12 protein-coding genes are annotated in these 13,169 nt (G+C 59.5%); 9 read left to right on the top strand and 3 right to left on the bottom strand.

Features of this window, described 5'->3' with window-relative positions:
• Positions 1 to 83: 83 nt before the first annotated feature.
• Positions 84 to 1,115 carry a D-alanyl-D-alanine endopeptidase gene (gene pbpG / locus ACIY1O_RS01655; RefSeq protein WP_397473330.1) on the top strand — a complete coding sequence of 344 codons (1,032 nt, stop codon included), beginning with the start codon at positions 84 to 86 and terminating at the stop codon, positions 1,113 to 1,115.
• Positions 1,116 to 1,199: 84 nt separating this feature from the next.
• Entirely contained in the window at positions 1,200 to 1,976 is a 777-nt protein-coding gene (locus ACIY1O_RS01650) for an NRDE family protein (RefSeq protein ID WP_397473329.1), read from the top strand.
• On the opposite strand, the gene ypfH is transcribed toward ACIY1O_RS01650, so the two are convergent.
• Positions 1,957 to 2,706 carry an esterase gene (gene ypfH / locus ACIY1O_RS01645; protein WP_397473328.1) on the bottom strand — a complete coding sequence of 250 codons (750 nt, stop codon included), beginning with the start codon at positions 2,704 to 2,706 and terminating at the stop codon, positions 1,957 to 1,959. The genes ACIY1O_RS01650 and ypfH overlap by 20 nt on opposite strands.
• Positions 2,707 to 2,844: 138 nt before the next feature.
• On the opposite strand from ypfH, the gene imuA reads away from it, so the two are divergent.
• The 5 genes from imuA (at position 2,845) to ACIY1O_RS01620 (ending at position 9,297) form a co-directional block, all read left to right on the top strand.
• Positions 2,845 to 3,573: a translesion DNA synthesis-associated protein ImuA gene (gene imuA / locus ACIY1O_RS01640; RefSeq protein WP_397473327.1), complete on the top strand. Its 729-nt coding sequence runs from the start codon at positions 2,845 to 2,847 to the stop codon at positions 3,571 to 3,573.
• Positions 3,503 to 4,984 carry a Y-family DNA polymerase gene (locus ACIY1O_RS01635; RefSeq protein WP_397473326.1) on the top strand — a complete coding sequence of 494 codons (1,482 nt, stop codon included), beginning with the start codon at positions 3,503 to 3,505 and terminating at the stop codon, positions 4,982 to 4,984. Before imuA ends, ACIY1O_RS01635 begins: the two co-directional genes overlap by 71 nt.
• A 4-nt stretch (positions 4,985 to 4,988) precedes the next feature.
• The gene (locus ACIY1O_RS01630; RefSeq protein ID WP_397473325.1) at positions 4,989 to 8,183 is read left to right on the top strand and encodes an error-prone DNA polymerase; all 3,195 of its coding nucleotides are present in this window, start codon (positions 4,989 to 4,991) and stop codon (positions 8,181 to 8,183) included.
• Positions 8,184 to 8,401: 218 nt separating this feature from the next.
• The gene (locus ACIY1O_RS01625; RefSeq protein WP_397473324.1) at positions 8,402 to 8,863 is read left to right on the top strand and encodes a GatB/YqeY domain-containing protein; all 462 of its coding nucleotides are present in this window, start codon (positions 8,402 to 8,404) and stop codon (positions 8,861 to 8,863) included.
• Complete coding sequence (locus ACIY1O_RS01620) at positions 8,860 to 9,297, top strand: PaaI family thioesterase (protein WP_397473323.1); 438 nt, start codon at positions 8,860 to 8,862, stop codon at positions 9,295 to 9,297. Before ACIY1O_RS01625 ends, ACIY1O_RS01620 begins: the two co-directional genes overlap by 4 nt.
• An 87-nt stretch (positions 9,298 to 9,384) precedes the next feature.
• Here the strand turns inward: ACIY1O_RS01620 and ACIY1O_RS01615 are convergent, their stop codons facing one another.
• Together ACIY1O_RS01615 and ACIY1O_RS01610 are read right to left on the bottom strand one after the other, a co-directional pair.
• Positions 9,385 to 9,780: a BPTD_2524 family lipoprotein gene (locus tag ACIY1O_RS01615; RefSeq protein ID WP_397473322.1), complete on the bottom strand. Its 396-nt coding sequence runs from the start codon at positions 9,778 to 9,780 to the stop codon at positions 9,385 to 9,387.
• Between the two features lie 141 nt (positions 9,781 to 9,921).
• A complete protein-coding gene (locus ACIY1O_RS01610) occupies positions 9,922 to 11,001 on the bottom strand; it encodes an alkene reductase (protein ID WP_397473321.1) in 1,080 nt (359 codons plus the stop codon).
• Between the two features lie 94 nt (positions 11,002 to 11,095).
• Here ACIY1O_RS01610 and ACIY1O_RS01605 point away from each other — a divergent pair, with 94 nt between their 5' ends.
• Both ACIY1O_RS01605 and ACIY1O_RS01600 read left to right on the top strand, forming a co-directional pair.
• Positions 11,096 to 11,749, top strand: coding sequence for a potassium channel family protein (locus tag ACIY1O_RS01605; protein ID WP_397473320.1), 654 nt, complete (start codon positions 11,096 to 11,098; stop codon positions 11,747 to 11,749).
• 15 nt (positions 11,750 to 11,764) lie between these two features.
• Positions 11,765 to 13,132: a TrkH family potassium uptake protein gene (locus ACIY1O_RS01600; protein WP_397473319.1), complete on the top strand. Its 1,368-nt coding sequence runs from the start codon at positions 11,765 to 11,767 to the stop codon at positions 13,130 to 13,132.
• Positions 13,133 to 13,169 lie beyond the last annotated feature (37 nt).

Here is a 13,169-nt window from a genome sequence, read left to right as displayed (position 1 = left end):
TATGAATGTAACTCTATAAATATATTGGTAATTTCCAAGTTTTCTGATAATATCGATTTCAGTTTTCCCCAGACTGGATCGCCATGCCCATCGCCCTTCGCCAACCCTTGTTTTGCTCCCTGGCCGCCCTGCTATTTGCCGGCGTATTCGCTTCGAACGGGGCTTGGGCTCAACAGGCCGGTTCGGTTCAAATGCAAGCTGTTTCCAGTTCGCAGGCGACAACCCTTGCCCCACGAAAAAACCATGCGCTGGCCGGCTCAGCCCAAGGCGGCGTCATTCAGGTGGCTTTACGTCAAAGTCGGCTAGAAACCGCACCCGCAGCGCCTCGGCACGCGCCGCCATCATCGGCCGGCGTACGGCTTGCCCAGTTGCACTCTGAAGTGGCTTTCGTGCAAGACCTGTCCAGCTCGACCGTGCTGTATGACCAGAATAGCGACCAGGCCCGTCCCATCGCTTCCATATCCAAGCTCATGACGGCATTGGTGGTGGCCGAGGCCGGCTTGCCCATGGACGAAACGCTTACCATCATCGATGCCGACGTCGATCGCATGCGCCATTCACGCTCGCGTCTTCGTGTCGGCAGCAAGCTTAGCCGCGCCGACATGTTGCACCTTGCGTTGATGTCCTCCGAAAACCGGGCCGCCAACGCATTGGGCCGCCACTACCCCGGCGGGATGCCTGCGTTTGTGCGCGCCATGAACGACAAGGCGCGTGCGCTGGGCATGCGCAACACGCACTTTGTCGAGCCAACCGGCTTGTCCGAGCTTAATGTTTCGACCCCGCGCGATCTGGTCAAGCTGTTGCGGGCAACTGCACAAGAACCGCTCATCCAGCGCTACTCTACCGATGAAAGCTATCAGGTCACCATCAACAAAGGGCACACGCTCAAATACAACAATACTAATCGACTGGTCAAAAACGACAATTGGAACATCCAGCTTTCCAAGACCGGCTTCATCAACGAGGCCGGGCAATGCCTGGTCATGGTCGCCCGCATCGGCGGCCGCGATCTGGCCATCGTGCTGCTTAATGCAAGCGGAAGTTATTCACGCATAGGCGATGCGGTCCGCTTGCGCAATTTCGTCGAGAACGAAACCAACCTGGCCATGCTGTAGCGTCGCGTAGCCGGCGGCACGTGGCCGCCCCGCCCGTCCAAATGCGTTAAGCTACAAGGCATATTTTTTGTTCGTCGATTTTTCATGTGCATCGCCTATCTGGCTATCGGCGCTCATCCCGACTGGCCTTTGTTCATTGCAGCCAACCGCGACGAGTTCCACGCCCGTCCCGCCACTGCTGCGGCCCCTTGGCCGACTCATCCCCACCTGCTGGCCGGCATCGACAATATCGCCGGAGGCACTTGGCTGGGCGTCACCCGGCAAGGCCGATTCGCGCTGCTGACCAATTACCGAGACATGGCCTACGATCCCCAGGCCGCCTCGCGCGGAGCACTGGTCGCCGATTTCCTGCAAGGCAAGGAAAAACCCAGCGTTTACGCCGAATCAGTTGCCCTGCAAGGCGATCGCTACAACGGTTTCAACCTTATCGTGGGCGACCTGAAGCAGGCCTTTTACATCGGCAATCGGCACGAGGGCGGTCAAGCCATGAAACTGGGGCCCGGACGTCATGTGCTGTCGAACCATTTATTGAACACAGCCTGGCCCAAGACGCAGCGCCTGAAAGAACGGTTGGACAACTACCCCCTGGAAAACATTCCAATAACGTTGACCCCGATTTTTGACATCCTGAAGGACCAGACCGTTGCCCAGGACGATGCGCTGCCCAGCACCGGCTTGACTCTGGAGCGCGAACGTTTGCTCAGCAGCCCTTTCATCATCAGCCCTGAGTACGGCACGCGCTGCTCCACTGTGGTGGCCATCGACGCGGCAGGCCGCGGTTTTTTCAGCGAAATTACCTACGATCGCCAAGGCACGGCCGCCGAACGCCACGACTGGCCGTTCAATGCAGTGTCGGGTTAGGCGGATCAAGGTCTTGAAGATCGATCCCTTCAGGCTCGTTACGCAACTCACCCAGGGCGCTTTTCCAGCTTCGTAGCGGAACACAGGTTTGCAATCTGTAGATGGCCTGCCTGACCAGGGCGTCGTGCAGTTCGTGGCCTATTCGCGAAGCAATGTCCAGGGTGGCGTCGCCTTGAATTTCGGCCATATGTTTGTGGGTTTCATGCATGAAATCGACAGGCACGATGGGGTCTTCTTCGCCGTGCAGAAAATGCAGTGTGGTGGCCGGCGGAGCCATGTCGGGCAGTTTTGCGTAGCTGCCCGAAAATGCCAGTACCCGCCCGGCCAGGTCGAGCTGTGCATGGACAGCCTCGAGCGCAATGGTGGCGCCTTGGCCAAAGCCTGCCAGGGCGGTGTGCTCTCCTTCGAATTGGTATTGCCTTTGAAGGCGCTGTATAAGTGAGACCAGCCCCGGCAAAGCCGCCCGAACCCGCTCCACATAATTTTCTTCAGTCAGGCCGTTTTGGTCGAACCAGTGGCGAACATCTTCGGTCGTTTGCAATGGTGCATAGGGCAATACGACCATGCTTTGAGGAAACGCCTGTTTGATGGATTGAGCCAGATGGCTTAACTGCCCCGGTGAGGAAGCATCATCGTGAAGGAGAACGAAAAGCTGTTTGGGAGCGCCTTGTGCGGGCACGTAGATCAGGGGCATCGGAGGCGGCTCTTTGGAGCCTGAAGATGTAGTCATGAAAATCGTTATACGCCGTATGCTTGGAACATAGGTGTAGGTTAGCAGTTAAATCTTTTGTGACAAACCCAGGATCAGGTCGGAAAAGCCTTCACCCGGTAAGATATACTGTATATAAATACAGTATTGAAGCCACCTATGAAGCCATCTTCTTCACTGCTTCGCCACCCCGAGCGCATTCATCCCGGTCTCTGGAAAGGCTCCCAGCTTGCCAGGGCGCAGCGCCCCGCGCTTTCCACTGGTTTTGCCCAGCTTGATACCGAGCTGCCGGGCCAAGGCTGGCCCATAGGGTCTTTGGTCGAACTCACCCTCGAGCGTCCGGGCATCGGTGAAATCGCCTTGCTGCGTCCGGCCCTGGCCCAATTAGGCGGCGAGCGAAGCATTATGTTCATCCGGCCGCCCTATGCGGTGCATGCCCAGTGCTGGGCCAATTGGGGCTTGCGCCACCACAATGTCTTCTGGGTCCAAAGCAATTCCCTCCACGATACGCTTTGGGCCTGCGAGCAGGCCCTTCGCCACAATGCCTGCGCCGCCCTGCTTTGCTGGGCGTCCGGCGCCCAGCCTCAAGATCTGCGGCGCTTGCACGTGGCCGCCCGGCAAAGCGACACCCTGCTCATCATGCTGCGTTCATCGGCCGAAAGCCGCCAGCCTTGCGCTGCTCCGTTAAGGCTTGGCCTAAGCCCCGCCTTTCATGGCTTGCACGTCGCCGTCGTCAAACGATGCGGGCCCGTTTGCGAGCACGCCATCCCCATCGTCCTGCATCCCGAACGCGCCCATTCCGGCGCTGGTGTCAACCATGTCTCTTTGGATCAGTCTTTATCTGCCCTTTCACAGCCTCGACGCCGCTTTTCCTCAATGGAACACTAAAAAGCTCGCTGCGGCCGTTCTGGATCACGATCAGGTCTGCGCCCTGACGCCGGCCGCCCGCGAAGCAGGCGTTTTGCCCGGCATGCGCCGCGGCACTGCACAGGCTCGCGCGCCACAGGCTGTACTGCGTCGGCGCGATCTCCAGGCCGAGGCTGAAGGGTTGCGCCAGGCCCTGCTTTGCCTGTTGCAGTACACCCCCGACATCACCGTTCTTGATCCGCACTCGCTGGCCATGGATGTCAGCGCCAGCCTCGATCTATTTGGCGGCCCCCGCGCTTTATGGCACAAGGCTCGGCGCGCCCTGCAGGGCCTCGGGCTCAATACCCGGCTGGCCATGGCGCCCAGCGCCCAAGGGGCTTGGGCGCTGGCTCTGCAAGCTCAAAGCCCGCAACGACGCGTCCTTAAATTAACCACTTTGGCGCGGCGGCTCGATGCCTTGTCCCCAGGCTGCTTGCCCGCATTGTCGCCCTGGCTCGACTGGATGAACGGCCTGGGATGCTTCACCCTGGGGCAGTTGCGCCGTTTGCCTCGCAAAGGCCTACAGCAACGTACCGGGCCCGAGGCCATGCAAGCCATCGATGCGGCCTACGGGCTGGACACGCCGCTCTATAACTGGGCATCGCCGCCCGAAACCTTTCAACGCCGCTACGATACCGAGCAGCGTCTGGAGCATGTCCACGCCGTATTGGGCGTGGCCCACATACTGGTCGAGCAGCTTTGCGGCTGGCTTCAGGCCGGCCATCACGCCACGGCTTGCCTGGTCTTTTTACTGCATCACGAAAAAGGCCGCCATGCCCGGCCGCCCACCCGACTGGAGCTTTCCTTGTCACAGGCTGGATGGCGCCCGGACGACTTCCTGCCTTCCCTTGCTGAACAATTCAACCGCCTGATACTGTCCGGTCATGTCATCGCCGTTGAACTGCTTGTTGAGAAAACCCAAGAGCGCACGCCTCATAACCCGGGTTTGTTTCCAGAGCCCGCTCAATGGGCCCGTCAAGAAAGCCGTCTGCTTGATCTTCTACGAGCCCGGCTGGGCGAAGACCGCGTCTTGCAACCGCAGCCCCTTGCCAGTCATTTGCCCGAAGTCGCCAATCTTTGGGCGCCGGCTGTAGGCGCTAAGCGCCGGCAAGCCTTTAACCCAGTAAGCCCGGCGCAAGGCCAGGCCCGTCCTTTTTGGCTTCTTGATCCTCCTCTGGCCCTGGACATCCGGCAAGACAGCCCTATCTATCAGGGCCGCCGACTGCGCCTGATTCAAGGCCCCGAACGCATCGAAAGCGGCTGGTGGAGCGACCAGGGGCATCAGCAACGCGATTACTTCATCGCCCAAGACGCCCAGTACGCGCGCTACTGGGTCTATCGCCAACGTGCTTCCGTAAGCTCCGGCTGGTTTTTGCACGGTTTGTTCGGGTAGTCCCATGCAAGCAGACCACCTGCCCGGTTATGCCGAACTCGACTGCATTTCCAATTTCAGCTTTCTAAGCGGCGCCTCGCATCCTCACGAACTGGTACGGCAGGCCGCCAAGCTTGGCTACAGCGCCATAGCGCTGGCCGACGAATGTTCGCTGGCAGGCGTGGTGCGGGCACACGTCGAAATGCTCGAACACCAGATTCAACTTATTATCGGCAGCCGTTTCCGGCTGGATGCCAACACGCCCGACGAGCTTCACATCATTGCCCTGGTGCGTGACGCCGAAGGTTATGCAAACCTGGCCGAGCTCATCACCCTGGCGCGCACGCGTCAGGCTGCAAAAGGGCAATATGCGTTAAGCCTGCAAGACATCCTGAACCCGCCCCAGAACCTGGAGCATCTGCGCGGCCTGCCCGGCTGCGTCATCATCTTCAAGCCTGCCTATTGCATGGAACCCGGCACGCTGCGCAAGCAATTGCATACCCTGCGCCATGTCTTTGGGCAAAGCCTCTGGCTGGGTCTTTCTTTGCATCATCACGACGATGATGCCCGGCATGCCGGCATCTTGCATGAAGCTGCGCAAGAACAGAACCTGCGCGTCGTGGCCACAGGCGATGTTCATATGCACGTTCGCTCGCGGCAGCCCCTGCACGACACGCTTACAGCCATCCGCCTGGGCGCCCCTATAGCCCAATGCGGCTATGCGCTGGCTTCAAACGCCGAGCCTCATTTACGCAGCCGCCTGCGTTTGTCCCAGCTTTACCCCCAGGCCGCCTTGCAGGAAACCCTGGCCATTGGCCGGCTTTGCCGCTTCAGCCTGGATGAAATCAAATATCAGTATCCGCGCGAAGCCGTCCCTAAGGGCATGAGTGCTGAACAATACCTGCGCCAGGAAACCTTTGCCGGCGCGCGCGAGCGTTATCCCCGGGGCGTGCCGGCAAAAGTCCAGGCCCAGCTCGAGACCGAGCTGGGCATCATCGCCACGTTGCACTATGAGGCCTATTTCCTTACGGTCTACGATATTGTGCGTTTTGCGCGCAGCCGGAACATTCTTTGCCAGGGTCGGGGTTCGGCCGCCAATTCGGCGGTTTGCTATTGCCTGCGCATCACCGAGGTCGACCCTGAAAACGGCAATAGCCTGTTCGCTCGCTTCATCAGCATCGAACGCAACGAGCCACCCGACATCGACGTTGATTTCGAGCACCAGCGGCGCGAAGAAGTCATCCAGTACATTTACCGGCAATATGGACGCAAGCGGGCCGCACTGGCCGCCGTGGTCATCACTTATCGTACCCGCAGCGTATTGCGCGATACCGGCAAGGCGCTGGGCGTGGAGCCCGACCTGGTCGACAAAGTGGCTAAATCATGCAGCCACTGGGACAACAAAAGCGAGCTCATCCAGAAAATGACCGAACAGGGCCTGGACCCGGGTTCGCGCCTGGCCCGGCAGTGGGCCGAGCTGGCTCAAACCCTGCGCGGCTTTCCCCGCCATCTCTCGCAACATCCCGGCGGCTTCGTGCTGGCCGACAAGAACCTGGCTCGCCTGGCGCCCATCGAGAATGCCGCCATGCCTGAACGCAGTGTCGTCCAATGGGACAAAGACGACCTGGATGCACTGGGCATCATGAAAGTAGACGTATTGGCCTTGGGCATGCTGTCGGCCTTGAATCGCATGCTGAGCTTGTTCTCTCGGCGGCGTGGACGGCGCTTTACCCTTCACGACCTTAAAGGCCACGACGAGCCCACTTTCGAGATGATCCGTCAAGCCGACACCATAGGCGTTTTCCAGATCGAGTCGCGCGCGCAAATGAGCATGTTGCCGCGCCTGAAACCCAAAGAATTCTACGATTTGGTCGTACAGGTCGCCATCGTGCGGCCGGGGCCAATACAAGGCGGCATGGTGCATCCTTATCTGCGCCGACGCAACGGAGAAAAATACACCTATCCGCACCCTGACATTGAAAAAATACTCAAACGCACCCTGGGCGTGCCCATCTTCCAGGAGCAAGCCATGCAAATCGCCATTACCGCCGGCGGCTTCACGCCCGGCGAGGCCGACGAACTGCGCCGCTCGATGGCGGCCTGGCGGCGCAAGGGCGGCATCGGGCCTTTTCAAGCCAAGCTGATCAGCGGCATGAAGAAAAACGGCTACAAACAAGATTACGCCGAAGCCATCTTCAGGCAGCTCGAAGGCTTTGGCGAATACGGGTTTCCCGAAAGCCACTCGGCCAGCTTCGCCAAACTGGCCTATTTCAGCGCCTGGTTCAAATGCCACGAACCCGAAATCTTTCTGGCCGGCCTGCTCAATTCCCAGCCCATGGGCTTTTATTCGCCCAGCCAACTGGTGCAGGATGCTCGGCGGCATGGGGTCAAGGTCTTGCCGGTGGATGTCGTGTCCAGCTTTTGGGAAACCAGTCTGGCCCCATTGGCTATCGATAACTTGCCTGATAATGAACATCCACACGAAGACACGAACCCGCCCAAAAAGGCGCCGCGTCCGGCCGTGCGGCTTGGCTTCAACCAGATCAAGGGTTTTTCCAAAGAGGCCGGCCTGCGCATCGAGGCCGCACGCAAGCAACGTTCCTTTTGCGATCTGCATGATCTGGCCCTGCGCGCAGGGCTTGAACGCGCCGATCTCGAACGCTTGGCGGGCGCCGATGCCTTGCTGACGCTTAGCGGCCATAGACGTCAGGCACGCTGGCAGGCCGCCAGCCCGCCCTTGAAGGGCCTGCTGCGCGAAGCCCCCATCCACGAGGACGAAGCGCCTTTTCTTGAGCCCGCATCCGAAGGCAGCGAGGTTTTGGCCGATTACAGCGCGCTACGCTTGTCGTTGCGAAGCCATCCGCTTGCCCTGCTGCGCAAGCAACCCGAACTTCAACCCTTTGCCAGCGCGCAGCAGCTTGCTCGTCATGCCGACGGCCGCCTGGCCAGGGCCTGCGGGCTGGTCACCATGCGCCAGCGTCCGCAAACGGCCAAAGGTGTTATTTTTGTCAGCCTCGAAGACGAAACCGGCATCGTCAATGTCATCGTTCGACCGCAAGTGGCCGAGCGCCAGCGCGCGCCCTTGCTGCAATCGCGCCTGATGGGGGTTCACGGTGTCTGGCAACGGCACGAGGGCGTCTGCCATTTAATGGCCGGCCGACTCATCGACCTGAGCCATCTGCTGGGCGCCTTGCCCGTTCACAGCCGAAACTTTCATTAAGACAGTAATTTATCGAAACCACGGTACTACCGCCGAAACCGCAATGTTTGGCAAGATCGCCCCATTCATTTGAAGCTGTCCTTGCCGGTTGGCAATGCCTCGCCGGCTCTGCGTTAAAATGACTCAATCACTGTCCGCACATTGCTCCATGCAACACGCGGCTTGCAGCATTCGTTCAATGCGGCGCGCAAGCGCCTTCGACCACACCAGGAACCACCATGAGCAATACGCTCAAGACCCAGCTAAGCGATGAAGTCAAAGCGGCCATGCGCGCCAAACAAAGCGCCCGACTGACCACCTTGCGCTTCTTGCAAGCCGCCATCAAGCAAAAAGAGGTCGACGATCGGCGCGAGCTCGACGACGCCGAAATTACCGCTATTGTCGAAAGGCAAATCAAGCAGCGACGCGAATCCATCGCCGCTTTCGAGCAGGCCGGCCGCAGCGAAACCGCCGAACAAGAAAAAGCCGAACTGCTGGTATTGCAAGAGTTCTTGCCCGAGCAGGCCAGCACCGAACAGGTCGACGCCGCCATCGAGCAGGCTGTCGCCCAAGTTACAGCCGAAGGCGCCAGCGGCCCGGCCGCCATGGGCAAGGTCATGGGCCTGCTCAAGGCCGCGCTGGCGGGCAAAGCCGACATGTCCGCTGTGTCCGCCAAGGTCAAGGCGCGCCTCAACCCATGAGCCGCCCAACAACCCAAGACCAGACGCCCGGCGGCCAGCCCGATTACTTCGGGCTCGACATCCCATTCATGGCCTCCATCGGCTTGGTTCCCGAGCATCTGTCCACCGAGCTTGCCCGCACCCGCATGCCCCACCGCCCCGACTTGGTCAACAGCCGGGGCGACGTGCATGGCGGAGCACTGATGAGTGCACTTGATTTCACCCTGAGCGCGGCTGCCCGCGCCCACGAAGCCAATACGGGCATGGCGACCATCGACATGACTACTCATTTCATGGCGCCCGCCCGAGGCACAGTAATTTTCGAAGCGCGCTGCCTGCGCATTGGCGGCTCGTTGGCTTTTTGCGAAGGCCAGGCCCGCGACGAAGAAGGCAAGCTGCTCGCCACCGCAAGCGCTACATTCAAGATTGTGCGAAACAAGCCCGGGTCTGACTGAACCGTGCTGCGCCAGGCAGAGTGCCAGCATTCAAAGACACCGGCGGCGCAGCAATTCATGCGCGCTCAGGGCGCACCGTCTGATTGATTATTTGTAGACGTGGCAGACAGAAGCGTCCATGCGAATCGATTGTTCCATGGCGTTGAGTGCATCCTGGTTCCAGGAGCCCCGGCCCGAGACCGTTTGCACTACTTCGGTGTGTTTGGCGTCGATCGCCTTGAGAGCGGTGCGCGCAACCTCGGTGCCGAGGATGGGATCGACCACCGACACGACCCCGGAACGCATGGCCGGATCGATCTGGCTGCGCACTTTGGTGGTGCTTTCGCCCCGCTGGCACTCTCTGCCTTGATTTTCAGCCCGCATGTAGACGGTCTGGTAATTGTGCGGCACTGTATACGATACGCTGGGCGAGCTGTCCTCTTTTATGCCCAACGCGCATCCGGCAAGCAAGCTTGTTGCCAGCACCACAGTCCATGCTCTCATGAGTTTCTCCGCCTGAATGTAATCAGGTTTAATGATACGCTGCGAGCCGTTAGCGCGCCAAGAACCTCCCGCTCGAGCCGTCTGGCGGTCCAGCTATTGAAATGCGCCTTATTCAGCGTGTTTCAAGGGCCGCGCTACGTTTTAGGCGGATACTGCGGACGGGGTACAGACGGAAAGACAGGGGTAGTCGGTATAGCCTTTTGGCCCGTCGCCATAGAATGTGGACGGGTCCCAGGCATTGAGGGGTTGGTCTTCGCGCAGGCGACGCACCAGATCGGGGTTGGCAATAAAGGCCCTGCCGAACGCCACAGCGTCAGCCCGGCCCTCGTCAAGCACGGTTTGCGCACTGTGTTGGTCGTGTCCGTCATTAGCAATGACCGAGCCGCCAAATAGCCGTTTTATCGTGCTAAGCAGGTGATCGGAACCCGTCGGTTCACGCACAAAAAGAAAGGCAAGCTTGCGTTGGCCAAGCTGCTCGGCCACATGGCTGAAAAGGGCTTCGGGATTTGAGTCGCTCATGGAGTGTGCAGCGCCGCGTGGCGACAAATGCACCCCTACCCTGTCGGCACACCATATGCCCACGCAGGCATCGACGACCTCAAGCAAGAACCTTGCACGGTTGGAGATCGAACCGCCGTATTCGTCAGTGCGCTGGTTCGAGCCGTCATGCAAAAACTGATCAATAAGATAGCCGTTGGCTGCATGTATCTCGACCCCATCGAACCCCGCTTCTTTGGCGTTGCGGGCCGCCTGGGCAAAGTCGGCAATAATGCTGCGGATTTCGTCTGGTTGTAGAGCACGCGGCACGACGTAATCGCGCTTTGGGCGCAACAGGCTGACGTGTCCGTCGCAACGAATCGCACTGGGAGCCACGGGAATTTCGCCGTTCAAGTGCTCGGGGTCGGAAACACGGCCCACATGCCAAAGTTGCAGAAATATCTTGCCGCCCTTGTCGTGGACAGCCTGGGCGATTTTCTTCCAGCCTTCGACGTGGGCATGGCACCAGATGCCGGGGGTGTTCGGATAACCCACGCCCTGGGGCGAAATCGACGTGGCTTCGGACAGGATCAGGCCCGCGCTTGCGCGTTGGCAGTAGTATTGACGCATCAATTCGTTGGGAATGCGCCCAGGCGCGGCTCGAGTACGCGTCAGGGGCGCCATAACGATGCGGTTTTTCAAATCTACTGCGCCCAGGCGAACGGGCTCGAAAAGACTGGTCATGTTCAACGTTATATTAAGGAAAACCCTAGTACGTATAAAATTAACATAGATCGCCCGGATATACTCGTTCAATCTAATTTTGGGCAGCAAAAACATGGCGCAATTCGCCGTATTGGGCCTGGGCCGCTTCGGCTCGGCCGCTTCACAAGAGCTTATCAAGCTTGGGCACTCGGTATTGGGCGTCGACGCCGACAACAAACTGGTGGCCAAATACGCCGACGACCTCACCCGCGCCGTCATTGCCGACGTCACCGACAAGCAAGCGCTGGACGAACTGGGGGTCGACACCTACGACGTGGTCCTTGTTGCCGTGGGCACCGATATACAAACCAGCCTGCTTTGCGTGGTCCAGCTCAAAAGCCTGGGCGTCAAGTCGATCTGGGTCAAGGCGTCCTCGCACGCCCACCATCTGATACTGAGCAAGCTGGGTGTCGAACGCATCATCCACCCCGAAGAAGAAATGGGCATACGAATTGCCCAAGCGCTTAGCTACCCCATGGTGGAAGACTACATTTCGCTGGGCAATGGCGAATTCATCGTCGAAATCCACGTCAGTGAACAGCTCGACGGCATGAGCATCAGCAGCCTGCTCCATAACACCCCCTCTCCCATTCATGTCTTGCTGGTCAAGAGGCGTGCCGACCTTACGGTGCATCCAACAATGGAGTTCGAGGTTCATGGCAACGACGTGCTGGTTCTTCTGGGCCAGTTGCATGCGCTCAAAGCCATAGCCCCCAAGCTCGCATAGGCCAAAGGTCTTCGCATGCGTCTTCTCAAGCTTTGGTCTGGGGTGGAGTCCTTCAAGCGGATTCGCCGTCGCGGCGTATTCAGCGCCAGCCCGCCCATGGTGCTGGCCGGCGGTTTCATCGTACTGATCCTGCTCGGCGCAGGCCTGCTCTGCCTGCCTTTCGCGGCAGACAAGCCCTTGGGCTTCTTTACCGCGCTGTTTACCGCGACATCGGCAGTGACGGTAACCGGCATGAGCATATTGGGGCCGGACATTCATTTACGCCCCTTTGGCTACACTGTGGTGGCTGGCCTGGTGCAGATAGGCGGGCTTGGCTTTGTCACCCTGGCCGTGGTGACCGCCATGTCGCTGGGCAAGAAGGTGGCCTTGCAATATCAGGCCGTGGCGCTTGAAGCCTTCGACCAGACGAGTGTGTCCAAAATTCGGGCGACCGCTTTTGCCGTCTTCAAGCTCAGCGCGGCCATCGAGTTAATGGGAATTCTCATCCTGACGGCTTGGTGGGTGCCGGTTTCCGGGTTTTTCCCTGCACTGGTAGAAGCTGTCTTTCATACCGTCATGGCGTTCAACAACGGCGGCATGGCATTGCCGGCCACCGACATGAGCCGCCATCTGGGCGATCCCATTACCGTTTTGACCACGACAGCCTTGATTATCATGGGGGGAATCGGCTTTTCGGTGCTGAACGACGTCAGACGCAAGCGTAAATGGGGCCTGCTCACCTCCTATACCCGCGTCATTTTAATCGCCACGCTGCTGCTCAATGTGTTTGGCTTTCTTCTGATTTGGCTGATGGAATCCAATAACCCGGACACGCTTGGAAGTTTGCCCCTGCACGCACAGGCGCTTACCGCCTGGCTGCAGAGCGTGGCCTCGCGCACGGCGGGCTTCCACAGCCTCGACCTGGTTTATCTGCGCGACGAGACCACTTTGATTCTCATGCTGCTGATGTTCATCGGTGGGGGCTCGCTCAGCACCGCCAGTGGTATCAAGGTGGGTACTTTCGTGGTCCTGCTGGCGGCGGCGTGGTCATACATACGCGGGCGCCGAGAGATTGTGTTGCTACGGCGCACGGTCTCGCCCGATGTGGTGCAAAAATCGCTTGCCCTGCTATTGGTCACCGGCGCGCTGGCGTTCATTGCCACCTTCGTGATGTGCGCCATCGAGGATGCGCGTTTTCTCGATGTGCTGTTCGAAGTCGTGTCCGCCTTGAGCACAACCGGGGCGACACGCGACCTGACTCCGACCCTTTCCATGCCAAGCCACGTGCTGCTGATCGTACTGATGTTCGTTGGCAGATTGGGCCCCCTGACCTTGATCTACAGTCTAAGCACACGGGGCGCCAGCCGCGTGCGCCATCCCGAAGCGCATTTCCAGGTAGGCTGAATGGGCAAGGCCAAAGAGATGAGCATGCGGGGGCAGG

This window comes from Pusillimonas sp. (assembly GCF_044464525.1).
Lineage (GTDB): Bacteria > Pseudomonadota > Gammaproteobacteria > Burkholderiales > Burkholderiaceae_B > Pusillimonas.
Note: the sequence above shows the minus strand (reverse complement) of the source record. Positions and strands in the feature narration are given on the sequence as shown.